Below are 24940 nucleotides of genomic sequence, written 5' to 3'. Positions count from 1 at the left end.
ATAACCAGCCTCTGGGCAAATCTGGATCCATTATGGGACCAGCGTCACACTTGGCCATATTGCTGGCCATGACGCAGCCAGCGATCGAGCAGCGGGCTGACGTGCTCCGGCCAGCGTGCGATCAGGGCCTGGGCGGCGTCGCGCACGGCCGGCAGCAGGTCGGCGTCACGCATCAGGTCGGCGACCTTGAACTGCAAAAGGCCTGTCTGGCGGGTGCCGAGCATCTCGCCCGGGCCACGCAGCTCCAGGTCCTTTTCGGCGATGATGAAGCCGTCGTTGGTTTCCCGCATGATCCCTAGCCGCTCGCGGCCGATCTGCGACAGTGGCGGGTGGTACAGCAGCACGCAATGGCTGACGGCGCTGCCCCGGCCAACCCGGCCACGCAACTGGTGCAGCTGTGCCAGGCCCAGGCGCTCTGGGTTCTCGATGATCATCAGGCTGGCGTTGGGCACGTCCACGCCCACCTCGATGACCGTGGTGGCGACCAGCAACTGCAGGTTGCCGGCCTTGAACTCGGCCATGATCTCGGCCTTTTCCGCCGGCTTCATGCGCCCGTGGATCAGCCCTACCCGCAGCTCGCCCAGGGCACTGCCCAGCTCCTCGTAGGTGCTTTCGGCGGCCTGGCAGGTAAGCTCTTCGGATTCTTCGATCAGTGTGCACACCCAGTAGGCCTGGCGCCCTTCGGCGCAGGCGGCGCGCACCCGCTCGACCACTTCGAAGCGGCGGCTATCGGCCACCAGCACGGTGTTCACCGGGGTGCGTCCGGGTGGCAGTTCGTCGAGCACCGAGGTGTCCAGATCGGCATAGGCGCTCATGGCCAGGGTGCGCGGAATGGGCGTGGCGGTCATGATCAGCTGGTGCGGGCACAATTCCCCGGCCACGCCCTTCTTGCGCAGGGCCAGGCGTTGCTGCACGCCAAAACGGTGCTGTTCATCGATGATCGCCAGGGCCAGGTGCTTGAACTTCACCTCTTCCTGGAACAGCGCATGGGTGCCGACCACCATTGGCGCGCCATTGGCGATCTGCTCCAGGGCGGCTGCCCGGGCTTTGCCCTTTAGCTTGCCGGCCAGCCACGCGACTTCGATGCCCAGCGGTTCGAGCCAGCGTTTGAAGGTGATGTAGTGCTGTTCGGCGAGGATTTCGGTGGGCGCCATCAAGGCCACCTGGTAGCCGGCCTCCAGGGCCTGTAGCGCGGCCAGGGCGGCGACCACGGTCTTGCCGGCACCCACATCGCCCTGCACCAGGCGCATCATTGGCTCATGCTGGCTGAGGTCGTAGGCAATTTCGTTGGCCACCCGCTGCTGCGCGCCGGTCGGCTGGAAGCCCAGGTTGGCCAGGTACTGCGCCTGCAGGCGCTGGGCCTTGGGCAGCACCGGCGCGCGCAGGCTGCGCAGGCTTTCGCGCAGGCGTTGCTGCGACAGCTGGTGGGTCAGCAGTTCTTCGAAGGCCAGGCGGTGCTGGGCCCAGTGCTGGCCTTCGGCAAGCTCGTCGAGGTCGGCGTCGGCCGGCGGGTTGTGCAGGTAGCGGATGGCATCGTCCAGCGGCGCCAGCTGGTAGTCCCGGGCCAGTTCGTCGGGCAGCCAGTCCGGCAGGCTGCGCGGGCCCAGCAGGCCCAGGCTCTGCTGACAAAGCAGCCGCAGGCGTTGCTGGGTAAGGCCTTCGGTGGACGGATAGATCGGCGTCAGGGTCTGCTCGACCGGTGGCGGCGGTTCGTCGCCGTTCAGCGCCCGGTATTCCGGGTGGTAGATTTCCAGGCCCGAAGCGCCGGGGCGTGCTTCGCCGTAGCAGCGCAGGTGGGTGCCACGCTTGAGGCCTTCCTTCTGCGCGTTGCTGAAGTGGTAGAAGCGCAGGCTCAACACACCGCTGCCGTCACCCAGGCGCACCACCAGGCTGCGGCGCTTGCCCATGGTCACGTCGGCGCCGCTGACCACGCCCTCGATCACCGCGTCCTGGCCAGGGCGCAGTTGACCGATCGGCACCACGCGGGTGCGGTCCTGGTAGCGCAGGGGGAGGTGGAACAGCACGTCCTGCAGGTTCTCCAGGCCGACCTTGGCGAGCTTCTCCGCCATGGCCTCGCCAACCCCCTTGAGTACCGTCACCGGGACCTTCGACAGCTCACTCATGACTCAGGCCGGTTGTTCCGCAGGGGCTTTGGCGACCGAGCACAGGCGGATCGAGTCGGCGAGGATCTCGATGGCCTTCGGCCGCGGGAAGCTGGCGCGCCAGGCGATGGCTACGGTGCGGAATGGTGCCGGTGCGGTCAGTGGGCGAACCTCGATGACACCGGGGGCGTAGTGGTGGCTGTGCACCGCCGACAGCGGCAGGATCGACACGCCAAGGCCTGAGGCCACCATGTGACGGATGGTTTCCAGCGAGCTGGACTCCACCGTGGTGTGCTTGGAGCCTTCACCGCCCTTGTTCAGCGTTGGACAAGCCTCCAGTACCTGGTCGCGGAAGCAGTGGCCTTCACCGAGCAGCAACAGGCTCTTGTCGTTGAGCATGGCGGTGTCGATGGTCTTTTTCGCTGTCCACGGGTGGTCAGCCGGCATCAGGGCGCAGAACGGCTCATCGTACAGCGGCAGGGTCAGCACGTCGGCTTCGTTGAACGGCAGGGCGATGATCACCGCGTCCAGTTCGCCGTTGCGCAGCTTTTCGCGCAGTACGTGGGTGAAGTTCTCTTCGATGTAGAGCGGCATCTGCGGTGCCACGCGGTGCAGCTGCGGAATCAGGTGCGGGAACAGGTACGGGCCGACGGTATAGATGGCACCGACCTTGAGCGGGGCGGTCAGCTGGTTCTTGCCGGCCTGGGCCAGCTCGCGAATGCCCTGGGCCTGCTCCAGTACCTTTTGCGCCTGGGCGACGATGCTTTCGCCGACCGGGGTCAGGCGGACCGCGCTCTTGCTGCGCTCGAAGATCAAGACGCCAAGCTCATCCTCGAGCTTCTTCACACCGACCGACAGGGTCGGCTGGCTCACGTGGCAGCGTTCGGCGGCATGGCCGAAATGCTGTTCCTGGGCGAGTGTGACGATGTAGCGTAATTCTGTGAGGGTCATAACGTGCGTCCATGAAGTTGCGAGCCCAGCATAGCGGCTGCAATCGATAGACGCACGTTATCAGACTTGCCGATTTGTGACAGAAACAAAAGTCTCAGCGGCGGTCCAGCGAGTAGACGAACGGGGCCACGACTTCGATCGTGCCATTGTTCAGCAACTCGGGTGGCGGCTTGGGTACCGTGCCGGCCCGACGGATCATTTCCAGGGTCGCCCGGTCCAGAGCGGCACTACCCGAACCTCCGGCCATGGAGTACGACACCACCTTGCCTTCGGCGTCGACCACGAAACGTAAGCGGTTTATGCCCTGCAGCCCGCGACGGCGCGCGTCTTCCGGGTAACGCTTGTACTTGGCCAGGTGACGCAGCAGGTCGCTCTGCCAGGTAGGCAGGGCTTTGCTGTTGGACGCAATGCTCGGTGCCGGTGCCGCGGACTTCTGCGGTGGCGTGTTGCTGGGCGGTGCGTCTACCGTTTGTTCGGTCGGCGGTGCTTCCTTCGGCGGCTCAGGCTTTTTCTCGGGCTTGGGCGGCTGTGGCTTGGCCTTTGGCTTGGGCGGCTTGGGAATGGCGATCTTGGGCTTGGGTGCCTCGGCCAGCTTCGGCAGTGGCGGTTCCTCGACCGGTGCCGGTGGCTGCGGCGCCGCTTTCGGGGGCGGTGGTGGCGCAGGCTCCGGCAACGGCGCCAGCTCGACCATCATGGCTGCCGGTGGCAGTTCGATGGCCTGGGGCACCGACCAGTTGAGCGTCAGCAGCACGGCGACCACGTGCACGCCCAGCACGATCGCCAGGCTGCCACCGTAGCGCGCCATGTTCGAGCGCGTTCTTGTCATTTCTTGGCTGCCGTCTCTAGACCTACCAGACCGACTTTCAGGTAGCCGGCCGCGCGCATGTTGTTCATCACTTCCATCAGGTCACCGTAATCCACGCCTTTGTCAGCCTGGAAGAAGATGGTGGTTTCCTTGTCGCCCTTGGTCTTGGCATCGAGCATCGGGCCAAGCTGGTCGGGGGCAGGGACCTGATCGTCACCGACGTACAGCTTCTGGTCGGCCTTGACGCTGACGAACACCGGTTTCTCGGGCCTCGGCGCCGGCTTGGCGGTCGAGGCCGGCAGGTCGACCTTGATGTCGACCGTGGCCAAGGGGGCTGCGACCATGAAGATGATCAGCAGCACCAGCATCACGTCGATGAACGGCGTAACGTTGATTTCGTGGTTTTCGGCGAGGTCGTCGCCACCTTCGTTGAGATGCAGGCCCATGGCTTACCCCACTTTCACCATGTGCGGGGCAACACGCTCGCTGCCCTGATGGTCCAGATCACGGCTGACCAGCAGCAGCACCTGGGCGGAGGCGTCGGACACCTGGGCCTTGTAGCCGGCGATGGAGCGGGCGAAGACGTTGTAGATGACCACGGCCGGAATTGCGGCGACCAGACCCAGGGCGGTGGCCAACAGGGCTTCGGCGATACCTGGGGCAACCACGGCCAGGTTGGTGGTTTGGGTCTTGGCGATGCCGATGAAGCTGTTCATGATGCCCCATACGGTACCGAACAGGCCGACGAATGGCGCAGTGGAGCCGATGGTGGCGAGTACGCCGGTGCCGCTGCTCATGGTGCGACCGCTGGCGTGTACCAGGCGCTCCAGGCGGAAGCTGACGCGCTCCTTGATGCCCTCTTTTTCGCGGGCGTTGGCCGACAGGCGCATCTCTTCGAGTGCGTCGTGGACCAGGGTGTGGGCCAGGGTGCCTTCCTTGTTGGAAACGTCGCTGGCTTCCTTGAGGCTGGCGGATTTCTTCAGCAGGGCGATTTCACCACGCAGGCGACGCTTGGCGCCCATCAGCTCGAAGCCTTTGGCAATCCAGATGGTCCAGGTGATGATGGAGGCAATGGCAAGGCCGATCATCACCGCCTTCACCACCACGTCGGCATTCTTGTACATGCCCCAAGGGGACAGGTCGTGGGCCATGCCCAGCGAGGTGTCTTCAACCAGAGCCTCGACGCTCGGGTCTGCAGCGACCGGGGCATCAACCGGGGTGGCGGCAACTGCACCGCCAGCCGGTGCTGCGGCTGGAGCAACTGCCGGAGCAGCCGGTGCGGTAGCGGCAGCAGGCGCAGCAGCATTGGCGGTTGGCTCATCGGCCATGGCCACCGGGGCCAGCACCAGGCTGAGTGTCAGCGCGGCGATGGCGCGCCAGGCGCGCGACGGGGTTGGCGAAGCGGAAGGTTGAGTACGTGTCATGCTGGCCGGACCTGATGAAGAATGAAGTTAACGTTCTCCAAGGCCTCGAGGTAGGCCGAGAACAATTTGGCGGCCATTATTGCAAGTAATTCTTGTTAACAAAAGTAATCTTGTTGCTTTTTTCGCCTATGGTCTAGCCATCCATCGTGTAGCGTGGTCGGGCTGATCAATTGGTCTAGGGAGTTTAGAGATGTCAGACCTTTCCGTGATGGTGGTGGGATGTGGTGATGTAGGCGGGCGTCTTGCCCGGCAGATGCTCGCGCGCGGCTGGCAGGTGAGCGGCCTGCGTCGCTCGGTCGGGCAGTTGCCTGCGGGGGTCGTGCCGGTGGCAGCGGACTTGTCCGAGCCATCGATTCCCGACACCTGGCCGCAGCGCGCGCCGGACTACCTGGTGTATTGCGTGGCGGCCAGCCAGCACGACGAAGCGGGTTACCAGGCAGCCTATGTCGACGGTTTGCGCCATGTGCTGGGTTGGCTGGCCGAGCGCGGGCAATGCCCACGACGGCTGCTGTTCGTGTCCAGCAGCAGCGTGTATGCACAGAAGGACGGCGAGTGGATCGAAGAAGGCGCGGCCACCGAGCCTGAAGGTTATTCCGGGCGGTTGATGCTGGAGGCTGAGCGGCTGGCGCTGGCCAGCGGCATCCCGGCCAGCGTGGTGCGCCTGACCGGCATCTATGGCCCCGGCCGCGAGTGGCTGCTCAGTCAGGTGCGCCAGGGCTATCGCGTGGCCGAGGAGCCACCGCTGTATGGCAACCGCATCCATGCCGAGGATGCTGCCAGCCTGTTGGCGTTCCTGTTGCAGGCCGATGCCGACGGCAAGGTGCTCGACGACTGCTACATCGGCGTCGACGACGACCCGGCGCCGCTGGCCGATGTGGTGGCCTGGCTGCGGGCGTACATGGGGGTAACCGAGTGGTCGGATGAGCAGCGGGTGCGGCGGACCGGCAGCAAGCGCTGCAGTAATGCCCGGGCGCGGGCATTGGGCTGGGCGCCGGTGTATCCGAGTTACAGGGAAGGCTATGCCGCAATCCTGAAAGGCGTGCGCTGAGTCTACCGGCCTCTTCGCGGGTAAACCCGCTCCCACAGGCACATCACCAGGCTTGAAACCAGCGGTGCACCTGTGGGAGCGGGTTTACCCGCGAAGAGGCCGATGAGGTCGAACACGATTTCAGCAGGCTTCAGTCCAGCTCCAGCACCCACTGGCGCTTGCCGGCCGCCAACACTGGCATTTCATCCGGCTGCGCGCGGTTCACTGCCTGGAAGATCTCCAGCTTGTCGCCATCGCGCTTGAGGATGAACGGCGCGCCACGCTGGTTGCGCTCCAGCCACAGGCTGTCATTGCTGCCACCCATGGTCGCGCAGTCACCCGCCAGGCACAGGGCGAAACGGTCTGGCCCTGGCAGGCCGGTGACGTTGCCGGTGTCGCCGAAGCGCACGCTGGCACCTTTGCCCTGGCCTTCGACGATCTTCCAGTTGCCGCCCAGATAGGCCTGGTACAGGGCCTTCTCGAAGCTGCCGCCCAATGGCGCATCGCCGGCCTGCTTGGTGCGCACGAAGGTTTGCTCAGCGCCGGACCGATCGGTTGTTTTCAGTTCATCGCCATCAAGCGCCAGTTGTTCGACGAGGCTGCCCTGGAAATTGGCCTGCATCTGCTTTTCGTTGATGGTCATTTGGCCGTCAACGGCTTCGTAGCCGTTACTGAAGCTGGCCTGCTGAGTGGCAACATCGAGTTTCCACTCTAGCACCGGCCCATGCTCATTCAGTGCCTGGCGCAAGCTGCCTCCTTTGACCGCAGCGGTGATGGCGTCCTGGTTGATCCAGGTGCCGTTGAAATCTTCGGGTTTGTGGCTGGCGCAGCCGCCCAGAAGCAGGGCTGCCAGCGCGAGGGGCAGTGCTTGACGCATGAGGGGATAACCTTGCAAAGGAGGGAAGGTGACGGGCGGGGTGCCCGTCACCGAGGGCATCATTCGATGACCAGAATGGCGTCCATTTCGACCTGGGCGCCTTTCGGCAGCGCGGCAACACCGATGGCGGCGCGGGCCGGGTAAGGCTGCTCGAAGTAGCGGCCCATCACCTCGTTGACCTTGGCGAAGTGGCTCAGGTCGGTGAGGAAGATGTTCAGCTTGACGATGTCCTTGAACGAACCGCCAGCGGCTTCAGCCACGGCCTTGAGGTTCTCGAACACCTGTACGGTCTGGGCTTCGAAGCCTTCGACCAGCTCCATGGTCTTCGGGTCCAGCGGGATCTGGCCCGACATGTACACGGTGTTGCCGGCCTTGATCGCCTGCGAGTAGGTGCCGATGGCGGCAGGGGCCTTGTCGCTGTTGATGACGGTCTTGCTCATGATGACTCCTTGCGGTTGGCGGACTACGTACGCATGCGGGTGATGCGGACCACACCGGTCAGGGTACGCAGCTTCTTGATCACACGCGCCAGGTGCACGCGGTCGTGCACGCTGACCACCAGTTGGACCACGCTGATACGGCCGTCGCGTTCGTCCATGCTGATCTTCTCGATGTTGCCGTCGGCGGCGTTGACACTGCTGGCCAGCAGGGCAATCAGGCCGCGCTGGTGCTCCAGTTCGACACGCAACTCGACATTGAACTCACCGGTGATGTCCTTGGCCCAGGAGAGTTGTACGCACTTTTCCGGGTTGTGGCGGATTTCACTGATGTTGCGGCAGTTTTCCAGGTGCACGACCATGCCCTTGCCGGCTGACAGGTGGCCGACGATCGGGTCGCCCGGGATCGGTGTGCAGCACTTGGCGTAGCTCAGCACCAGCCCTTCGGTACCACGAATCGCCAGCGGACCTTCCGGTGCCGGCAGCTGCTCGCCTTCGGCCGACAGCAGGCGGCGCGCGACCACGTAGGCCATGCGGTTGCCCAGGCCGATGTCTTCGAGCAGGTCTTCGATCAGCTCCAGGCGGTACTCGGCGAGAATGGCCTGGATGCGCTCCTGGGGGATCATTTCCAGGCTGCTGTCGAAGCCGGTGAGCACCTTGTTCAGCAGGCGTTCGCCCAGGCTGATGGACTCGGAGCGACGCTGCTGCTTGAGCGCGTGGCGGATGTGCGTGCGCGCCTTGCCGGTAACCACGAAGTTGAGCCAGGCCGGGTTCGGCCGCGCGCCCGGGGCGCTGACGATTTCCACCGTCGAGCCGCTTTGCAGCGGTTCGGACAGCGGCGCCAGGCGGCGGTTGATGCGGCAGGCGATGCAGCTGTTGCCGACGTCGGTGTGCACCGCGTAGGCGAAGTCGACGGCCGTGGAGCCTTTGGGCAGTTCCATGATGCGGCCTTTGGGCGTGAAAACGTAGACCTCGTCCGGGAACAGGTCGATCTTCACGCTCTCGATGAATTCCAGCGAGTTGCCGGCACGTTGCTGCAGCTCGAGGATGCCCTTGACCCACTGGCGGGCGCGGGCGTGGCTGCCCTTGGGTTGCTCGTCGTCGTTGGACTTGTACAGCCAGTGCGCGGCAATGCCGTTGTTGGCCATCTCTTCCATCTCGCGGGTGCGGATCTGGATTTCGATGGGCACGCCGTGCATGCCAAACAGCGTGGTGTGCAACGACTGGTAGCCGTTGGCCTTGGGGATCGCGATGTAATCCTTGAAGCGACCGGGCAGCGGCTTGTACAGGTTGTGCACCGCACCGAGTACGCGGTAGCAGGTATCGACCTTGTCCACGACGATGCGGAAGGCGTACACGTCCATGATCTCGTTGAAGGCGCGGCGCTTGCCACGCATCTTCTTGTAGATGCCATAGAGGTGTTTCTGCCGGCCGCTGACCTCGCCCTCGATGCCGTCGGCGGCCAGGCAGTTGGCCAGCGAATGCTCGATCTTGGCGACGATCTCCTTGCGGTTGCCGCGTGCGCTTTTTACCGCGCGGTGGATCAGCGACGAACGCATCGGGTGCATGGCCTTGAAGCCGAGGTCCTCGAACTCAACGCGCACGGTGTGCATGCCCAGGCGGTTGGCAATGGGGGCGTAGATCTCGAGGGTTTCCTTGGCGATGCGCCGGCGTTTTTCGCCGGACAGCACTTCCAGGGTGCGCATGTTGTGCAGGCGGTCGGCCAGCTTGACCAGGATCACGCGGATATCGCGGGCCATGGCCATGGCCATCTTCTGGAAGTTTTCGGCTTGCGCCTCGGCCTTGGTCTCGAAGTTCATCTGGGTCAGCTTGCTGACCCCATCGACCAGTTCGGCCACGGTCTCGCCAAACTGCTGGCTGAGGGCTTCCTTGGCGATGCCGGTATCTTCGATCACGTCGTGCAGCATGGCCGCCATCAGGCTCTGATGGTCCATGTGCATGTCCGCGAGGATGCTGGCCACGGCCAGCGGGTGGGTCACGTAGGGCTCGCCACTGCGGCGGCGCTGCCCATCGTGGGCCTGTTCGGCGTAGAAATAGGCACGCCGGACCAGGTTGACCTGTTCGGGGCCAAGGTAGGTCGACAGCCGTTCGGCCAAGGCTTCTATACCCGGCATGGGTTCACCTCCTGCCGAGGAAGGGGGCCTTGCGCCGTGCGACGTCGACCTGGCATCAATCAGACAGCCTCGTTGTTCTCGTCCTCGAACGCGGCGAACACCGGATCCTCGGTGACGATCTCTTCAGCGGCGATGAACTCGTTGGTGACGATGCCTTCGGCGATTTCACGCAGGGCAACAACGGTCGGCTTGTCGTTTTCCCACGCAACGCGTGGCTCTTTGCCGCCGGTCGCCAGCTGGCGAGCGCGCTTGGTCGAGAGCATGACCAGCTCAAAGCGGTTATCCACGTGTTCCAGGCAGTCTTCAACAGTTACGCGGGCCATGGTCTTCCTCAGTAGCAATTGCGGTGGGCGTGCAGCCCGATAATGGGCAGGCGGACTCGATAGTTTAAAAAATCACCAGCCAATAGGGAAGCGCTGTTTTGTCGGGTGGTTACCTTCAAGCCCTGTGTTGCCTTCTTCGCGGCTGAAGCCGCTCCCACAGGGACCGCATTGTCCTCAGGTTCATCACCGCACCCTGTGGGAGCGGCTTCAGCCGCGAAAGGGCCGGAACAGACACCCTATCGCTTGAGCCTGACGATAACCTCAGAGCATCGCGTCACGCAACCGCGGGGTCAGCTCCTCGAACAAGGTCTGCACCGAGCGCAACGCCCGGCAGTCCGGCCGGGTCAGCAGCCACAGCTGGGTGTCGCAACCCGGCAGCGGCCCGCTCAGCGCATCCACCCCGGGCAGAGCATGCACCATGTAGTCCGGCAGCGCTGCCACGCCGAGCCCGGCCGTGACCAGTTGAGCGATGGTCGACATGCCGCTGCACTGGTAGCGCGGGCTCAACCCCGGGTGCTGCTGGTTGCGCCAGACCACCGTAGGGTGGTCCTGCATCGAGTCGTCGGGGGCGATCCACGGCACGCTGGCAGGCGACTCGGCCAGACGTTCGCGCCACTGCGGCTGGCCGCAGACCACGTAGGAGGTGGACCCCAGGTTGCGGCCCACCAGGTGCTCCGGTGGCGTGTTGGTCAGGCGCAGGGCAATGTCGGCATCGCGCCGGCTGAGGTTGGCGAAGGTGTTGGAAGTGCCCATCTCCAGCGACAAGGCCGGGTAGTTGGGCATGAACTCGGCCAGCGCCGGCAGCAGCAGGCTGTGCATCACCGCTTCGGTACAGGTCAGGCGTACGGTGCCGCTGACCACCTGCTCGCCACTGGTCATGGCGATGCGCGCCGCCTCCAGCGCCTGCTCGGCGCGTTCGGCCTGCTCGGCCAGGGCCTGGGCGGTGTCGGTCGGCAGGTAGCCTTTGCGGCTCTTGACGAACAAGGCTGTGCCCAGCGCCGATTCCAGCCGGCGGATCGAGCGGAAGACCGTCGAAACATCGACCTTGAGCAACTCGGCAGCCTTGGCCAGCGAGCGGCCACGTTCCAGGGCCAGGACCAGGGAGAGGTCGGCATGGGTAATCTGATATTGCATTGGTGCACGCTCTGCTTGCCGAATTGCCAATGTCTGTTGCGTTTTGGCCATTTTATAGTGAAACGGCCCCCGGGAATCAATGCGCCCGGTCGGGTAACCAATCCCCACGATGGGAAAGTGAAAAGAACAACAGCTGCAACCATCGTCGCCCGTGAGGCGCCAGCCGTATCCCCCACATCGCCGCAGCAAATCAAAGGATGTACAGCCATGACGTCGGTAACCCCGTGCGCCAGTTCTTCCAGCGAGATGAATGACTTCCTCCAGGCCCATCCGGACACGCAGTACGTCGACCTGCTGATCTCCGACATGAACGGCGTGGTACGTGGCAAGCGCATCGAGCGGGCCAGCCTGCACAAGGTGTACGAGAAGGGCATCAACCTGCCGGCATCGCTGTTCGCCCTGGACATCAACGGGTCCACCGTCGAGAGCACCGGCCTTGGCCTGGACATCGGCGATGCCGACCGCATCTGCTTCCCGATCCCCGGCACGCTGTCGGACGAGCCGTGGCAGAAGCGCCCCACCGCCCAGCTGCTGATGACCATGCACGAACTGGATGGCCAGCCGTTCTTCGCCGACCCGCGCGAAGTACTGCGCCAGGTGGTGAGCAAGTTCGATGACCTGGGCCTGGATATCTGCGCCGCGTTCGAGCTGGAGTTCTACCTGATCGACCAGGACAACCTCAACGGTCGCCCGCAGCCGCCGCGCTCGCCGATTTCCGGCAAGCGCCCGCAGTCGACCCAGGTGTACCTCATCGACGACCTCGATGAATATGCCGACTGCCTGCAGGACATGCTCGAAGCGGCCAAGGAGCAAGGCCTGCCCGCCGACGCCATCGTCAAGGAAAGCGCCCCGGCACAGTTCGAGGTCAACCTGCACCACGTGGCTGACCCGCTGAAGGCCTGCGACTACGCGATCCTGCTCAAGCGCCTGATCAAGAACGTTGCCTATGACCATGAGATGGACACCACCTTCATGGCCAAGCCCTACCCGGGCCAGGCAGGCAATGGCCTGCACGTGCACATTTCGTTGCTGGACAAGAAAACCGGCAAGAACATCTTCGCCAGTGACGACCCGCTGCAAAGCGACGCGCTGCGCCATGCCATCGGTGGTGTGCTGGAGACCATGCCGGCGTCGATGGCCTTCCTCTGCCCGAACATCAACTCCTACCGCCGCTTCGGCGCGCAGTTCTACGTGCCCAATGCGCCAAGCTGGGGCCTGGACAACCGCACCGTGGCCGTGCGCGTGCCCACCGACAGCAGCGATAACGTGCGCCTCGAGCACCGCGTGGCCGGTGCCGACGCCAACCCCTACCTGATGCTCGCGGCGATCCTCGCCGGTGTTCACCACGGCCTGACCAACCAGGTCGAGCCGCAGGCGCCGATCGAAGGCAATTCCTACGAACAGCTGGAGCAGAGCCTGCCGAACAACCTGCGCGATGCCCTGCGCGCGCTGGACGACAGCGAAGTCCTCAACCAATACATCAGCCCGGATTACATCGATATCTTCGTGGCCTGCAAGGAAAGCGAACTGGCCGAGTTCGAAGTGTCGATTTCCGATCTCGAGTACAACTGGTACCTGCACACGGTGTAAGCCCATGAGCGCAAATGCGGTCCCCTTGATCGGTGTCAGCGCCTGCCGCCAGCAGGTGGGGAAGAACTCGTCGCATACGGTAGGCGACAAGTATGTCGAGGCAGCCGGCTTTGCCGGCTTGCCGCTGATCTTGCCGGCCCGTGACGGGGGCAGCGACACGCAGGCGCTGCTGGCCCGTCTGCACGGCATTGTTTTTACCGGCTCACCTTCAAATATCGAACCGCATCATTACAATGGCGCCCCCAGCGCGGCGGGTACCCGGCACGATCTGGCACGCGATCGCCTGACCCTGCCACTGTTGCAGGCGGCCATTGCCGCCGGTGTGCCGGTGTTCTGTATTTGCCGTGGCTACCAGGAATTGAACGTGGCCCTGGGCGGCAGCCTGCACCAGCGCGTGCAGGAACTGCCCGGATACCTGGACCACCGTGAACCAGAGGACGCACCTCTGGAGGTGCAATACGGCCCTCGTCACCTTGTCGGCATCGAGCCTGGCGGGTTGTTCGAGCGCCTGGGCCTGGCGGCGCAGTTCGAGGTCAACTCGCTGCACAGCCAGGGCATCGACCGTCTGGCCCCAGGCCTGCGCGTCGAGGCACGGGCCCCGGATGGCCTGATCGAAGCGGTGTCCATGCCTGCTGCGCCGGGCTTTGTGCTCGGCGTGCAATGGCACCCGGAGTGGCGATTTACCGAAAACCCGGTCTCGTTACGTCTGTTCCAGGCGTTTCGCGAGGCCTGTTTTGCTTATGCAACACGGGAGGGCGCACGGCAGGAGGCACTCTGACGTCACCCGAAGGTCTCGGATGACTTGTTCCCGGCAGCAAGCTTTCAATGAGTGAAAGCGGGCCTTGTACGCAAGGCCTGTGAAAACAATTCCAAAATTTACGGCAAATACTCATGAGCAATTACACAGAAGCCGGCCGCCCACCCGATGTGGCGGCCGACGCGGGCAACACCCAGCGCAGCAAGGGGCTGGCCACCGGCCGGCTGGGCTTGCTGGCCAGCGTGGTGCTGGGCATTTCCACCATCGCCCCGGTCTACACCCTGACCGGCGCCCTTGGCCCGACCGTGCGTGAAGTGGGCGCGCACCTGCCAGCGGTATTCATCGTCGGCTTCCTGCCGATGCTGTTGGTAGCCTTGGGCTATCGCGAACTGAACTCGGCGGAGCCGGACAGCGGTACTTCGTTTACCTGGTCGGCGCGCGCCTTCGGTCCGATGATCGGCTGGATCGGTGGCTGGGGTCTGGTGGTCGCCACCACCATCGTGTTGTCGAACCTGGCAGGGGTGGCGGTCGACTTCTTCTACCTGTTCCTTGGTCAGATCACCGGCAAGCATGAACTGGCGGCATTGGCCGACAACCTGCTCATCAACATGACCACCTGTTGCGTGTTCATCGCCCTGGCGGTGTGGATCTGCTGCCGCGGCATGACCACCACCATGACGGTGCAATACGGCCTGGTGGCCCTGCAGTTGCTGGTGCTGATCGGCTTTGCCTTTGCCGCTTTCGGCGAAACCACGGCGCCGCCACCGCTGGAATTCGATTTCGCCTGGTTCAACCCGTTCGGCGTCGAATCGTTCTCGGCCTTTGCCGCCGGGCTGTCGCTGTCGATCTTCATCTTCTGGGGCTGGGACGTGTGCCTGACTGTCAGCGAGGAGTCGGTCGGCAGTGACGAGGTGCCGGGCAAGGCGGCCACCTGGACCGTGCTGCTGATCCTCGGCCTGTACCTGTTCACCGCCATTGCCACCCTGCAGTTTGCTGGTATCAGCGAACAGGGCCTGGGCCTGAACAACCCGCGCATCCAGGAAAACGTCTTCGCTCACCTGGCCGGCCCGGTCATGGGGCCGCTGGCGATCCTGATGTCCATTGCCGTGCTGGCCAGTACCGCGGCGTCGCTGCAGTCGACCTTCGTGTCGCCGGCGCGCACACTGTTGGCCATGGGTTACTACGGTGCGGTGCCGCAGAAGTTCGCCAGCGTCTGCCCACGTTCGCAGACCCCGCGTTACGCCACCATCTGCGCCGGCGTGGCCGCGGGCCTGTTCTACGTGACCATGCGCACCCTGAGCGAGAACGTGTTGGCGGATACCATCACTGCACTGGGCATGATGATCTGCTTCTACTATTCGCTGACGGCCTTCGCCTGTGTCTGGTACTTCCGCGACAGCCTGTTCGACAGCCTGCGCCACTTCCTGATGCGCGGCTTGTGCCCGCTGGTGGGTGGGGTGATCTTGTCGGTTATCTTCGTGCGTACCGCCATCGACAGCGCCTCGCCGGACTTCGGCAGCGGCTCGCATGTGGGCGGGCTGGGGCTGGTGTTCGTGATCGCCGCGATCATCTCGGTGCTGGGGATCGTGCTGATGATGCTGTCGCGGCTGCGCGCGCCGGCGTATTTCCTGGGGGCTACCCTGCGTCAGCAGGCTACCTTGCCATTGCAGGAATAAGGCTGGGGGCGCTTTGCGCCCCTTTCACGACACAAGGCCGCTCCTACATCGATGGCGTACATTGCGCCATTGTAGGAGCAGCCTTGTGCTGCGAATGGGCTGCAAAGCAGCCCCATGCGGTCTTTCAGGAGAGCAGTTCTTTCAGAAGCCCGCTGTTGCGCTGTTGCTGCTTTTTCAGCAGCAGGCGGTTCGAGCGGAACACTGCCTTCAAGTCCTCCAGCGCCTCGTCGAAGTCATCGTTGATGATCACGTAGTCATACTCGTCGTAGTGCACCATCTCGCTGACCGCTTCCTTCATGCGCCCGGCGATGATTTCTTCGCTGTCCTGCCCGCGGCCGTCCAGGCGCTCGCGCAGCGCCTGCTGGCTTGGTGGCAGGATGAACACCGACAAAGCCTGCGGCATCAGCTTGCGTACCTGCTGGGCGCCTTGCCAGTCGATTTCCAGGATCAGGTCGTAACCCTGGTTCAGGGTCTGCTGCATGGCGCTGCGCGAGGTGCCGTAGAAGTTGCCGAACACCTCGGCATGCTCCAGGAAGTCGCCTTGTTCGATCAGAGCCTTGAATTCCTCGTGGACGACGAAGTGGTAGTTCACCCCGTGCTGCTCACCCGGGCGCATGGCGCGGGTGGTGTGCGAGACCGAGACGCGGATTTGCGAGTCGTCCTGGGTCAGGGCAGTGACCAGGCTGGTCTTGCCGGCGCCCGAAGGGGCCGAAACGATGTAGAGAGTGCCGCTGCTGTGCTTCATGGTCGGGGTGGCCTTACTCGATGTTCTGTACTTGTTCACGCATCTGTTCGATCAATACCTTCAGGTTGACCGCCGCTTGCGTGCTGCGTGGGTCGAAGGCTTTGGAGCCGAGGGTGTTGGCCTCGCGGTTGAGTTCCTGCATCAGGAAGTCGAGGCGCCGCCCGGCAGCACCGCCACCCTTGAGCACGCGGCGCACTTCGGTGACGTGGGTGCTGAGGCGGTCGAGCTCCTCGGCCACGTCGCTCTTCTGGGCCAGTAGCACCATCTCCTGCTCCAGACGTTGCGGGTCGAGTTCGGCCTGCATATCGCCGAAGCGGTCGAGGATCTTCTGCCGCTGTGCTGCCAGCATCTGCGGCACCAGGGCGCGCAGGGTGGTGACTTCGCTGGCCATGTTGTCCAGGCGTTCGTTGATCAGCCGGGCCAGTTCCTGGCCTTCACGCTGACGCCCGGCCTTGAGCTCGGCCAGCGCCTCATCGAACAACGCCATGGCTTCGGTATTCAGTGCCTGCGGATCGTTGGCGTCGGCCACCAACACGCCTGGCCAGGACAGCACCTCCAGCGGGTTCAGTGGTGCCGGCTGCTTGATCAGGCCGGCCACTTCCTCGGCGGCGGCAACCAGCTGCGCGGCGCGCTCGCGGTCCACCTTCAGCGGTTTGCCGTTGCTGTCTTCGTTGAGGCGCAAGGTGCATTCTACCTTGCCCCGCGACAGGCCTTGGCGCAGTCCTTCACGCACGGCGCCTTCGAGGTCGCGCAGGGCCTCGGGCAGGCGCAGGTGCGGCTCCAGGTAACGGTGGTTGACCGAACGCAGCTCCCAGACCAGGGTGCCTTGGCTGCCGGCGCGCTCGACACGAGCAAAAGCGGTCATGCTGTGCACCATGGGGAGTACCTCGCGTATATGAATGAACGGTGGGAGCCTCTCGGCTGCAAGGCGCAGGATTGTAGCGCAGTGGGGCCTCGGCGCCCAATCCACCCATGTTACCGACGGGTGGCCTGGCCAGTAGGAAAAGGCGACGGGCTGTGCCGGGCGCGACAATAGGCATGTCTTCCCCGGGCCATGGGCTCTATAATGCTCGGCAGATTCAAAGTCCCAGTACAGGTATCCCAGATGAAACGTCCAAGTGGTCGCGCCGCCGATCAGCTCCGCTCGATCCGCATTACCCGCAACTACACCAAGCACGCCGAAGGGTCGGTACTGGTCGAGTTCGGTGACACCAAGGTCATCTGCACGGTCAGCGTGGAAAACGGTGTGCCGCGCTTTCTCAAAGGCCAGGGCCAAGGCTGGCTGACTGCCGAGTACGGCATGCTGCCGCGCTCCACCGGCGAGCGTAACCAGCGTGAAGCCAGCCGTGGCAAGCAGGGTGGCCGCACCCTGGAAATCCAGCGTCTGATCGGCCGTTCGCTGCGCGCCGCGCTGGACATGAGCAAGCTCGGTGATATCACCCTGTACATCGACTGCGACGTGATCCAGGCCGATGGTGGCACCCGTACCGCGTCCATCACCGGTGCCATGGTCGCTCTGTGCGATGCCCTGGCAGTGATCAAGAAGCGCGGTGGTCTGAAAGCCGGCAACCCGCTCAAGCACATGATCGCCGCAGTGTCGGTGGGCATGTATCAGGGCGAAGCGGTGCTCGACCTGGACTACCTGGAAGACTCCGCCGCCGAAACCGACCTGAACGTGGTCATGACCAGCGCCGGTGGTTTCATCGAAGTGCAGGGTACTGCCGAAGGTGCGCCGTTCCAGCCTGAAGACTTCAACGCCATGCTCGCCCTGGCGCAGAAGGGCATGAGCGAGATCTTCGAACTGCAGCAGGCGGCACTGGCCGACTGAACCCAGCCAGGGAGGTGCGGGGCATGAGCGAATCGAACCTGTCGATCACCCCGCCCAATGCCGAAATCCGGCAGTGGGCGATGTTCTGCCACCTCTCCGCGCTGCTGGGCCTGGTGGTGCCGCTCGGTCACTTGCTGGGCCCGCTGGTGCTTTGGCACCTCAAGCGCGAGCAAGACCCTTTCATCGACGCCCAAGGCAAAGAGGCGCTGAATTTTCAGATCAGCGTAACCATTGCCGGGTTCATCTGCTTCCTGCTGATGTTCGTGTTCATCGGGCTGGTGCTGTTCGCCATGCTGATGGTCGCGGTGATGATCCTGATCATCATTGCGGCTGTGCGGGCGAATGAGGGCAAGCCGTATCGCTATCCGATGATCTGGCGGCCGATCAAATAATGCTGGGGCTGCTTTGCAGCCCTATCGCGACACAAGGCCGCTCCTACAAGGGATATGCATTCCCCTGTAGGAGCGGCCTTGTGTCGCGATAGGGCCGCAAAGCGGCCCCATGCCTTCAGATGGTCAACGTCCAGTCATAGTCGACAATCAGCGGCGCATGCTGGGAGAAGCGCGGCTGACGCGGCAGGCGGGCATTGCGCACGAAGCGGCGCAGGCCCGGGGTGAGGATCTGGTAGTCGAACCGGTAGCCCAGATTGAGCATCTCGGCCTGCTCGTTGTCCGGCCACCAGCTGTACTGGTCGCCTTCACGGCTGACTTCGCGCAGGGCGTCGACGTAACCCATCTCGCCGGTGATCGCATCCATCCAGGCACGCTCCGGCGCCAGGAAACCCGGCGACTGCTGGCTGTCACGCCAGTTCTTGATGTCGAGCTTCTGCTGCGCCACGTAGAACGAGCCGCAGTAGATGTATTCGCGACGCTTGCGACGCTGTTTGTCCAGGTACTTGGCGAAGTCGTCCATCAACTTGAACTTCTGGTTCAAGTCTTCGTCGCCGTTCATACCCGAAGGCAGCAGCAGGCTGGCAATACTGACTTTGTCGAAATCTGCTTGCAGGTAACGCCCGTAGCGGTCGGCTGTCTCGAAGCCCAGGCCGGTGATGACTGCCTTGGGCTGCATGCGCGAATACAGGGCCACACCACCTTGGGCAGGCACCTCCGCGTCGCAGGCATAAAGGAAATAGCCATCGAGCTGGAAAGCTGGGTCATCGAGTTCAAAGGCCGAGGCGCGGGTATCCTGAAGGCAGATGACGTCGGCATTCTGGGCTTGCAGCCAGCTGAGCAAACCACGCTCGGCCGCAGCCTGAATGCCATTTACGTTCACACTGATGATCCGCATAAATGGCCCCAAAAATCTCGTGCGTGTATGATACCCGAGCTCAACCCATTTAGCTAAATCCGTGGTGTCCGGGACTATCCATGCAGCCGTATCAGCGCGACTTCATCCGTTTTGCCATCGATCGCGGGGTACTGCGTTTCGGTGAATTCACCCTGAAATCGGGGCGTACCAGCCCGTATTTCTTCAATGCCGGCCTGTTCAACACCGGTTCCGCCCTGGCCGAACTGGGCCGTTGCTATGCCGCAGCCATCGTCGACAGCAAGATCCCGTTCGATGTGCTGTTCGGCCCGGCCTACAAGGGCATCCCGCTGGCAGCGACAACTGCCGTGGCCCTTGCCGATCAGCATCAGCTCGATGTGCCATGGTGCTTCAACCGCAAGGAAGCCAAGGACCACGGTGAAGGTGGCAGCCTTGTCGGTGCACCGCTGGCCGGTGACGTGCTGATCATCGACGACGTGATCACCGCCGGTACCGCCATTCGTGAGGTCATGCAAATCATCAATGCCCAGCAGGCCAAGGCCGCTGGCGTGCTGATCGCGCTGAACCGCGAAGAGCGTGGCAATGGCGAGCTGTCGGCGATCCAGGAAGTGGAACGCGACTTCGGTATTCCGGTGGTCAGCATCGTTTCGCTGACCCAGGTGCTGGAGTTCCTGGCCGATGATCCACAGCTGAAGCAGCATCTGCCGGCGGTCGAGGCTTACCGGGCGCAGTACGGTATCTGATCCGGGCCTGGAAATGAAAAAGGCGACCTTCTTGTGAAGGTCGCCTTTTTTTGTGTCGCCTGTTCCGGCCTCTTCGCGGGTAAACCCGCTCCCACAGGATCTCCACAGCCCTCAAAGGCGGTGCTGTACCTGTGGGAGCGGGTTTACCCGCGAAGAGGCCGGGACAGGTTAACGATCAGCGCTGCTTGCGGTTGGTAATCAGGGTACCCACGCCGCTGTCGGTGAAGATCTCCAGCAGCACCGCGTTCGGCACGCGGCCGTCGATGATGTGGGAGCTATTCACACCGCCCTGCACGGCATCCAGCGCGCACTTGATCTTCGGCAGCATGCCGCCGTAGATGGTGCCGTCGGCGATCAGTTCATTGACCTGCTCGGTGGTCAGGCCGGTCAGTACCTCGCCCTGCTTGTCCATCAGGCCGGCAATGTTGGTCAGCAGCATCAGCTTCTCGGCCTTCAGTGCCTCGGCTACCTTGCCCGCCACCAGGTCGGCATTGATGTTGTACGACTCACCGTTGGCACCCACGCCGATCGGCGCGATCACCGGGATGAAGTCGCCCTTCACCAGCATGTTCAGCAGGTCGGTGTTCACACTCACCACTTCGCCCACGTGGCCGATGTCGATGATTTCCGGGGTGGTCATCTCGGGCGTCTGGCGGCTGACGGTCAGCTTGCGGGCGCGGATCAGCTCCGCGTCCTTGCCGGTCAGGCCGATGGCGCTGCCGCCGTGGCGGTTGATCAGGTTGACGATGTCCTTGTTGACCTGGCCACCCAGCACCATCTCCACCACGTCCATGGTCGCCGAGTCGGTGACGCGCATGCCGTCGATGAAGTGGCTTTCGATCGACAGGCGCTTGAGCAGGTCGCCGATCTGCGGGCCACCACCGTGGACCACCACCGGGTTGATGCCCACAGCCTTCATCAGCACGATGTCACGGGCGAAGCCGGTCTTGAGCTCCTCGCTCTCCATCGCGTTGCCGCCGTACTTGATCACCAGGGTCTTGCCGACAAAGCGGCGGATGTAAGGCAGTGCTTCGGACAAAACCTCGGCTACATGGGAAGCGGCATCGCGATCGAGGGTCATGCAGGGCTCCTGTAAGGAACAGATAGTCGGTCAGAACGGCAGTTGCAGCTCAGGCTCAACCCGCAGCAACTGGGTACGGAAAACATCCTTGATACGTTGCAATTCGGCGTTGCTGTCAGCCTCGAAGCGCAGCACCAGCACCGGGGTGGTGTTGGAGGCGCGAACCAGGCCCCAGCCGTGGGCGTAGTCCACCCGCACACCGTCGATGGTGGTCAGGTTGGCTTCGCCCCAGTCGGCGTCGCGTTGCAGTGCATCAATGATGCTGAATTTACCCTCGTCGGTCACATCAATATTGATTTCCGGCGTGGAAATATCGTTTGGGAACGCGGCGAACAGGTTTTCGGCACTCTCCCCGGCCTTGCTGAGGATCTCCAGCAGGCGCGCGGCGCTGTAGATGCCGTCGTCGAAACCGTACCAGCGTTCCTTGATGAAGATGTGACCGCTCATCTCGCCGGCCAGCAGCGAGCCGGTCTGTTTCATCTTCTTCTTGATCAGTGAGTGGCCGGTCTTCCACATCAGTGCGCGGCCGCCGTGCTGCTCGATCAGCGGGGTCAGGCGACGGGTGCATTTGACGTCGAAAATGATCTCGGCACCCGGGTTGCGCGACAGTACGTCCTGGGCAAACAGCATCAGCAGGCGGTCGGGGTAGACGATGCTGCCGGTGTTGGTCACCACGCCGACGCGGTCGCCGTCACCGTCGAAGGCCAGGCCGATGTCGGCGCCGGTTTCCTTGACCTTGGCGATCAGGTCTTCGAGGTTCTCCGGCTTGCCCGGGTCCGGGTGGTGGTTGGGGAAGTTGCCGTCGACTTCGCAGAACAGCGGGATCACTTCGCAGCCCAGGGCTTCGATCAGTTGCGGCGCGACCACGCCGGCGGCACCGTTGCCGCAGTCCACGACCACCTTGAGCTTCTTGGCCAGCTTCACGTCCTCGACGATCTGCTGGAAGTAGCGGTCAAGGATCTCGACCTTTTCCACTCGGCCTTTGGCGCGGGTCAGGTCGTTGGTTTTCAGGCGGGTCAGCAGGGCCTGGATCTGTTCGTTGGCCAGGGTATCGCCAGCGATGACGATCTTGAAGCCGTTGTAGTCCGACGGGTTGTGGCTACCGGTCAGCATCACGCCGGACTTGCCGGCCAGCACGTTGGCTGCGTAATACAGGGCGGGGGTGGGCACCAGACCGACGTCGCTGACCTGGCAGCCGGCATCGACCAGGCCCTTGATCAGCTGTTCGACCAGCATCGGGCCGGACAGGCGGCCATCGCGGCCGACCGAAACCTGCGGTTCGCCCTGGGCCAGGCTCTGCGCGCCGATGGCGCGGCCGATCCAGTAGGCGGTTTCGGCGTGAAGGGTTTTGCCGACCACGCCGCGAATGTCATACGCGCGGAAAATGCTGTCTGGCAGTGCGGCGGGGACCAGGTGGGCCATGTCGTTCATCTCTGGAAGCTCCATTAGTCAAAGGCTTTCTGGGCAGGCGCAAACTGAACGCTTGGACGGTGGTTTCGCCAGAGAGTTCGCCATCCTTGGCCTGAACGGTCATTTCTCGGCTCAGTGGCTGCCGGAATGGCCGAAGCCGCCAGCGCCGCGCTGGCTTTCATCGAACGCTTCGACGATGTCGAAATGGGCCTGTACCACCGGTACCAGCACCAGCTGGGCAATGCGCTCGCCAACGGCGATGGTGAACGGTGTGTTGCCGCGGTTCCAGCACGACACCATCAACTCGCCCTGGTAGTCCGAGTCGATCAGCCCGACCAGGTTGCCAAGCACGATGCCGTGCTTATGGCCCAGGCCCGAGCGCGGCAAGATCACCGCCGCCAGGCCAGGGTCGCCGATGTAGATCGACAGGCCGGTGGGGATCAGCAGGGTCTGGCCTGGCTCGAGGACGGTGTCTTCCTTGAGCAGGGCGCGCAGGTCCAGGCCGGCGGAGCCGGGGGTGGCGTACTGCGGCAGGGGGAATTCGGTGCCCAGGCGTGGGTCGAGGATCTTGGCTTGAAGAGCGTGCATGTAACTTATTGAACCTGATTGAGTCGTTCGGCGATGAAGGCGACCAGTTGCCGGGCAATCTTGCCCTTGCTGGTCTGCGCGAAGAGGGTCTGGTGCTGCTGGCGGTCGATCACGGTCAAGGCGTTCTCCTCGCTGTTGAAGCCGATGCTGGGGTTGGCCACATCATTGGCGACGATCAGGTCGAGGTTCTTGTCCTTGAGCTTGCGCGTGGCGTAATCGAGCAAGTGCTCGGTCTCGGCGGCGAAACCGACGCTGAACGGGCGGTCGGTGCGGCCAGCGATGGTGGCAAGGATATCGGGATTGCGCACCATCTGCAGCAGCATGCCGTCGCCGGTCGTAGGATCTTTCTTCAATTTTTGCGTGGCAACGACTTCCGGGCGGTAGTCCGCAACCGCCGCAGAGGCGATGAACAGGTCGCACGGCATGGCCGCTTCACAGGCCGCGAGCATGTCCCGCGCGCTGACCACGTCGATACGGCTGACCCGGTCGGGGGTCGGCAGGTGCACCGGGCCAGTGACGAGGGTGACCCGAGCCCCGGCTTCGGCGGCCGCTTCAGCCAAGGCGAAGCCCATCTTGCCGGAGCTATGATTGGTGATGTAGCGCACCGGGTCGATGTTTTCCTGGGTCGGGCCGGCAGTGATCAGCACGTGCTTGCCGGTCAGTGCCTGGCGCTTGAAGCTTTCCGCGGCACACCAGGCCAGGTCGGTGGCTTCGAGCATGCGGCCCAGGCCGACGTCGCCACAGGCCTGGCTGCCGGACGCTGGGCCGAACACCTGGATGCCCCGGCTCTTGAGCAGTTCGAGGTTGGTCTGGGTGGCCGGGTCGCGCCACATGGCCTGGTTCATGGCCGGGGCCACGGCGACAGTGGCATCGGTAGCCAGTACCAAGGTGGTCAGCAGGTCGTCGGCCATGCCTTGGGCCATGCGCGCCATGAGGTCGGCGGTGGCCGGGGCGATCAGCACCAGGTCGGCCCACTTGGCCAGTTCGATGTGGCCCATGGCCGCTTCGGCGGCAGGGTCGAGCAGGTCCATGTGCACCGGGTGGCCCGACAGCGCTTGCAGGGTTAGCGGGGTGATGAACTCTGCACCACCACGGGTCATGACGACGCGCACCTGCGCGCCGTGCTCCAGGAGTCGGCGAATCAGTTCGGCGCTTTTGTAGGCGGCAATGCCACCACCCACGCCGAGAACGATGCGCTTGCGATACAGCCGCTGCATAGGCTTGCCTTTTTCCAGTGAGAGCGGGCGACGACGTTTGAAAATGCCTGCGGCGGAACGTCGCATGTACGAGGCGAAATAGATTAACACAGGGCCGAAATGGGCCGCAGCAAGGGCAGAGGAGCGGGATGAATATCAGGGAGTGGCCGGCTGAAGAGCGGCCGAGGGAGAAGTTGCTGCAGCGTGGGGCCGGAAGCCTGACGGACGCGGAATTGCTGGCTGTATTTCTCGGTTCAGGTGTGCGAGGGCGCAATGTCGTGGAGCTGGCGCGAGGTCTGCTCGTGAAGTTCGGGGGGTTGCGCCAGTTGCTGGAGGCCGACCGAGAGGCCTTCGTCGGCGAGCTTGGGTTGGGCCCGGTGAGGTACAGCCAGCTGCAGGCGCTGCTGGAGATCGGGCGCAGGCACCTTGCAACTTCGATTGAGCGTGAATCCGCGATGGACAGCCCGGCAACGGTGAGGCGCTATTTGAAAGCGATGCTGCGACATGAAGTCAGCGAGGTGTTCGGGTGCCTCTTTCTCGATACCAAGCACAGGCCGTTGGCGTTTGAAATCCTCTTCCGAGGCACGATAGATCGGGCCAGCGTCTACCCGCGGGAAGTGGTGCGGCGGGCATTGCTGCATAACGCAGCGGCCTTGATCCTGTGCCACAACCACCCCTCGGGCAACAGTGAGCCCAGCCAGGACGATGTGCATTTGACCCTGTCGTTGAAGCGGGGGCTGGCGTTGATCGATGTGCGGGTGCTGGATCACATCATCATCGGTGACGGGGAGCCGCTGTCGATGGTCGAGCATGGGTGGATTGTGGCCTGATGGAAAACTGGAGCT

General features: G+C 63.6%; 24 protein-coding genes and 1 pseudogene. 8 read left to right on the top strand and 17 right to left on the bottom strand.

The genetic code is table 11. The annotated features are described in order from the left end of the window. Positions 1–44: 44 nt before the first annotated feature. From recG to exbB, 5 genes are all read right to left on the bottom strand, one after another. Positions 45–2123, bottom strand: coding sequence for an ATP-dependent DNA helicase RecG (recG, locus tag RR51_RS00595; RefSeq protein WP_039612341.1), 2079 nt, complete (start codon positions 2121–2123; stop codon positions 45–47). Positions 2124–2126: 3 nt separating this feature from the next. Continuing rightward, a complete protein-coding gene (locus RR51_RS00590) occupies positions 2127–3053 on the bottom strand; it encodes a hydrogen peroxide-inducible genes activator (RefSeq protein ID WP_013974805.1) in 927 nt (308 codons plus the stop codon). A 94-nt stretch (positions 3054–3147) separates the two neighbouring features. Continuing rightward, positions 3148–3879, bottom strand: a complete 732-nt coding sequence (locus tag RR51_RS00585) for an energy transducer TonB (RefSeq protein WP_015272339.1) — start codon at positions 3877–3879, stop codon at positions 3148–3150. Next, positions 3876–4304 (bottom strand): TonB system transport protein ExbD, encoded by a 429-nt coding sequence (gene exbD / locus RR51_RS00580; protein WP_013974803.1) that lies wholly within the window; start codon positions 4302–4304, stop codon positions 3876–3878. Before exbD ends, RR51_RS00585 begins: the two co-directional genes overlap by 4 nt. Before the next feature lie 3 nt (positions 4305–4307). Continuing rightward, positions 4308–5282, bottom strand: coding sequence for a tonB-system energizer ExbB (gene exbB / locus RR51_RS00575; RefSeq protein WP_013974802.1), 975 nt, complete (start codon positions 5280–5282; stop codon positions 4308–4310). Between the two features lie 190 nt (positions 5283–5472). On the opposite strand from exbB, the gene RR51_RS00570 reads away from it, so the two are divergent. Continuing rightward, on the top strand, positions 5473–6330 hold the full coding sequence (locus tag RR51_RS00570; RefSeq protein WP_023663581.1) for an SDR family oxidoreductase: 858 nt from the start codon (positions 5473–5475) through the stop codon (positions 6328–6330). A gap of 130 nt (positions 6331–6460) precedes the next feature. Here RR51_RS00570 and RR51_RS00565 read toward each other — a convergent pair whose 3' ends face one another. The 5 genes from RR51_RS00565 to RR51_RS00545 form a co-directional block, all read right to left on the bottom strand. Further along, positions 6461–7186 (bottom strand): hypothetical protein, encoded by a 726-nt coding sequence (locus tag RR51_RS00565; protein WP_039612340.1) that lies wholly within the window; start codon positions 7184–7186, stop codon positions 6461–6463. A gap of 59 nt (positions 7187–7245) precedes the next feature. Further along, positions 7246–7626: a RidA family protein gene (locus tag RR51_RS00560; protein WP_009684531.1), complete on the bottom strand. Its 381-nt coding sequence runs from the start codon at positions 7624–7626 to the stop codon at positions 7246–7248. A 23-nt stretch (positions 7627–7649) separates the two neighbouring features. Then, positions 7650–9758 carry a bifunctional GTP diphosphokinase/guanosine-3',5'-bis pyrophosphate 3'-pyrophosphohydrolase gene (gene spoT, locus RR51_RS00555; RefSeq protein ID WP_013974799.1) on the bottom strand — a complete coding sequence of 703 codons (2109 nt, stop codon included), beginning with the start codon at positions 9756–9758 and terminating at the stop codon, positions 7650–7652. Positions 9759–9817: 59 nt separating this feature from the next. Further along, complete coding sequence (gene rpoZ / locus RR51_RS00550) at positions 9818–10081, bottom strand: DNA-directed RNA polymerase subunit omega (protein WP_003253383.1); 264 nt, start codon at positions 10079–10081, stop codon at positions 9818–9820. A 261-nt stretch (positions 10082–10342) separates the two neighbouring features. After that, a complete protein-coding gene (locus tag RR51_RS00545) occupies positions 10343–11215 on the bottom strand; it encodes a LysR family transcriptional regulator (protein WP_013974798.1) in 873 nt (290 codons plus the stop codon). Between the two features lie 207 nt (positions 11216–11422). On the opposite strand from RR51_RS00545, the gene RR51_RS00540 reads away from it, so the two are divergent. The 3 genes from RR51_RS00540 (at position 11423) to RR51_RS00530 (ending at position 15238) form a co-directional block, all read left to right on the top strand. Beyond that, on the top strand, positions 11423–12805 hold the full coding sequence (locus RR51_RS00540) for a glutamine synthetase family protein (protein WP_015272334.1): 1383 nt from the start codon (positions 11423–11425) through the stop codon (positions 12803–12805). 4 nt (positions 12806–12809) lie between these two features. Continuing rightward, on the top strand, positions 12810–13583 hold the full coding sequence (locus RR51_RS00535) for a gamma-glutamyl-gamma-aminobutyrate hydrolase family protein (RefSeq protein WP_015272333.1): 774 nt from the start codon (positions 12810–12812) through the stop codon (positions 13581–13583). A gap of 113 nt (positions 13584–13696) precedes the next feature. Next, positions 13697–15238 carry an APC family permease gene (locus RR51_RS00530; RefSeq protein ID WP_039612339.1) on the top strand — a complete coding sequence of 514 codons (1542 nt, stop codon included), beginning with the start codon at positions 13697–13699 and terminating at the stop codon, positions 15236–15238. A 124-nt stretch (positions 15239–15362) separates the two neighbouring features. Here the strand turns inward: RR51_RS00530 and gmk are convergent, their stop codons facing one another. Further along, positions 15363–15983, bottom strand: coding sequence for a guanylate kinase (gene gmk, locus RR51_RS00525; protein WP_039612338.1), 621 nt, complete (start codon positions 15981–15983; stop codon positions 15363–15365). 13 nt (positions 15984–15996) lie between these two features. Beyond that, complete coding sequence (locus RR51_RS00520) at positions 15997–16860, bottom strand: YicC/YloC family endoribonuclease (protein WP_039612337.1); 864 nt, start codon at positions 16858–16860, stop codon at positions 15997–15999. Positions 16861–17088: 228 nt separating this feature from the next. Between RR51_RS00520 and rph the strand changes: the two genes are divergently transcribed. Next, positions 17089–17811: a ribonuclease PH gene (gene rph / locus RR51_RS00515; RefSeq protein ID WP_039612336.1), complete on the top strand. Its 723-nt coding sequence runs from the start codon at positions 17089–17091 to the stop codon at positions 17809–17811. A gap of 23 nt (positions 17812–17834) precedes the next feature. Next, on the top strand, positions 17835–18203 hold the full coding sequence (locus RR51_RS00510; protein WP_003258195.1) for a DUF4870 domain-containing protein: 369 nt from the start codon (positions 17835–17837) through the stop codon (positions 18201–18203). A gap of 115 nt (positions 18204–18318) precedes the next feature. Here the strand turns inward: RR51_RS00510 and RR51_RS00505 are convergent, their stop codons facing one another. After that, on the bottom strand, positions 18319–19098 hold the full coding sequence (locus RR51_RS00505) for an exodeoxyribonuclease III (protein ID WP_003253401.1): 780 nt from the start codon (positions 19096–19098) through the stop codon (positions 18319–18321). Positions 19099–19178: 80 nt separating this feature from the next. Here RR51_RS00505 and pyrE point away from each other — a divergent pair, with 80 nt between their 5' ends. After that, the gene (gene pyrE / locus RR51_RS00500) at positions 19179–19820 is read left to right on the top strand and encodes an orotate phosphoribosyltransferase (RefSeq protein ID WP_003253405.1); all 642 of its coding nucleotides are present in this window, start codon (positions 19179–19181) and stop codon (positions 19818–19820) included. 175 nt (positions 19821–19995) lie between these two features. Here the strand turns inward: pyrE and argB are convergent, their stop codons facing one another. The 4 genes and pseudogenes from argB to coaBC all read right to left on the bottom strand — a co-directional run bounded on the left by argB (position 19996) and on the right by coaBC (position 24116). Continuing rightward, the gene (gene argB, locus RR51_RS00495) at positions 19996–20901 is read right to left on the bottom strand and encodes an acetylglutamate kinase (RefSeq protein WP_003258198.1); all 906 of its coding nucleotides are present in this window, start codon (positions 20899–20901) and stop codon (positions 19996–19998) included. Positions 20902–20931: 30 nt separating this feature from the next. Then, positions 20932–22299: pseudogene (locus RR51_RS00490) on the bottom strand (phosphomannomutase/phosphoglucomutase); the annotation flags it as partial. A 144-nt stretch (positions 22300–22443) separates the two neighbouring features. Continuing rightward, positions 22444–22899, bottom strand: coding sequence for a dUTP diphosphatase (gene dut / locus RR51_RS00485; RefSeq protein WP_015272329.1), 456 nt, complete (start codon positions 22897–22899; stop codon positions 22444–22446). Positions 22900–22904: 5 nt separating this feature from the next. After that, on the bottom strand, positions 22905–24116 hold the full coding sequence (gene coaBC, locus RR51_RS00480) for a bifunctional phosphopantothenoylcysteine decarboxylase/phosphopantothenate--cysteine ligase CoaBC (protein WP_039612334.1): 1212 nt from the start codon (positions 24114–24116) through the stop codon (positions 22905–22907). Positions 24117–24244: 128 nt separating this feature from the next. Here coaBC and radC point away from each other — a divergent pair, with 128 nt between their 5' ends. Further along, positions 24245–24925: a RadC family protein gene (gene radC, locus RR51_RS00475; protein WP_039612333.1), complete on the top strand. Its 681-nt coding sequence runs from the start codon at positions 24245–24247 to the stop codon at positions 24923–24925. Positions 24926–24940 lie beyond the last annotated feature (15 nt).

Source organism: Pseudomonas sp. C5pp (assembly GCF_000814065.1).
Lineage (GTDB): Bacteria > Pseudomonadota > Gammaproteobacteria > Pseudomonadales > Pseudomonadaceae > Aquipseudomonas > Aquipseudomonas asiatica.
Note: the sequence above shows the minus strand (reverse complement) of the source record. Positions and strands in the feature narration are given on the sequence as shown.

Excerpts from the sequence above, each read along its gene's own strand:
- exbB (WP_013974802.1), bottom strand. The coding sequence starts at position 5,282 with ATGACACGTACTCAACCTTCCGCTTCGCCAACCCCGTCGCGCGCCTGG.
- gmk (WP_039612338.1), bottom strand. The coding sequence starts at position 15,983 with ATGAAGCACAGCAGCGGCACTCTCTACATCGTTTCGGCCCCTTCGGGC.
- spoT (WP_013974799.1), bottom strand. The coding sequence starts at position 9,758 with ATGCCGGGTATAGAAGCCTTGGCCGAACGGCTGTCGACCTACCTTGGC.
- RR51_RS00545 (WP_013974798.1), bottom strand. The coding sequence starts at position 11,215 with ATGCAATATCAGATTACCCATGCCGACCTCTCCCTGGTCCTGGCCCTG.
- RR51_RS00540 (WP_015272334.1), top strand. The coding sequence starts at position 11,423 with ATGACGTCGGTAACCCCGTGCGCCAGTTCTTCCAGCGAGATGAATGAC.
- dut (WP_015272329.1), bottom strand. The coding sequence starts at position 22,899 with ATGCACGCTCTTCAAGCCAAGATCCTCGACCCACGCCTGGGCACCGAA.
- RR51_RS00535 (WP_015272333.1), top strand. The coding sequence starts at position 12,810 with ATGAGCGCAAATGCGGTCCCCTTGATCGGTGTCAGCGCCTGCCGCCAG.
- RR51_RS00530 (WP_039612339.1), top strand. The coding sequence starts at position 13,697 with ATGAGCAATTACACAGAAGCCGGCCGCCCACCCGATGTGGCGGCCGAC.
- RR51_RS00560 (WP_009684531.1), bottom strand. The coding sequence starts at position 7,626 with ATGAGCAAGACCGTCATCAACAGCGACAAGGCCCCTGCCGCCATCGGC.
- coaBC (WP_039612334.1), bottom strand. The coding sequence starts at position 24,116 with ATGCAGCGGCTGTATCGCAAGCGCATCGTTCTCGGCGTGGGTGGTGGC.
- RR51_RS00590 (WP_013974805.1), bottom strand. The coding sequence starts at position 3,053 with ATGACCCTCACAGAATTACGCTACATCGTCACACTCGCCCAGGAACAG.
- RR51_RS00585 (WP_015272339.1), bottom strand. The coding sequence starts at position 3,879 with ATGACAAGAACGCGCTCGAACATGGCGCGCTACGGTGGCAGCCTGGCG.
- RR51_RS00510 (WP_003258195.1), top strand. The coding sequence starts at position 17,835 with ATGAGCGAATCGAACCTGTCGATCACCCCGCCCAATGCCGAAATCCGG.
- RR51_RS00565 (WP_039612340.1), bottom strand. The coding sequence starts at position 7,186 with ATGCGTCAAGCACTGCCCCTCGCGCTGGCAGCCCTGCTTCTGGGCGGC.
- RR51_RS00520 (WP_039612337.1), bottom strand. The coding sequence starts at position 16,860 with ATGGTGCACAGCATGACCGCTTTTGCTCGTGTCGAGCGCGCCGGCAGC.
- recG (WP_039612341.1), bottom strand. The coding sequence starts at position 2,123 with ATGAGTGAGCTGTCGAAGGTCCCGGTGACGGTACTCAAGGGGGTTGGC.
- rpoZ (WP_003253383.1), bottom strand. The coding sequence starts at position 10,081 with ATGGCCCGCGTAACTGTTGAAGACTGCCTGGAACACGTGGATAACCGC.
- pyrE (WP_003253405.1), top strand. The coding sequence starts at position 19,179 with ATGCAGCCGTATCAGCGCGACTTCATCCGTTTTGCCATCGATCGCGGG.
- RR51_RS00505 (WP_003253401.1), bottom strand. The coding sequence starts at position 19,098 with ATGCGGATCATCAGTGTGAACGTAAATGGCATTCAGGCTGCGGCCGAG.
- radC (WP_039612333.1), top strand. The coding sequence starts at position 24,245 with ATGAATATCAGGGAGTGGCCGGCTGAAGAGCGGCCGAGGGAGAAGTTG.
- argB (WP_003258198.1), bottom strand. The coding sequence starts at position 20,901 with ATGACCCTCGATCGCGATGCCGCTTCCCATGTAGCCGAGGTTTTGTCC.
- RR51_RS00570 (WP_023663581.1), top strand. The coding sequence starts at position 5,473 with ATGTCAGACCTTTCCGTGATGGTGGTGGGATGTGGTGATGTAGGCGGG.
- rph (WP_039612336.1), top strand. The coding sequence starts at position 17,089 with ATGAAACGTCCAAGTGGTCGCGCCGCCGATCAGCTCCGCTCGATCCGC.
- exbD (WP_013974803.1), bottom strand. The coding sequence starts at position 4,304 with ATGGGCCTGCATCTCAACGAAGGTGGCGACGACCTCGCCGAAAACCAC.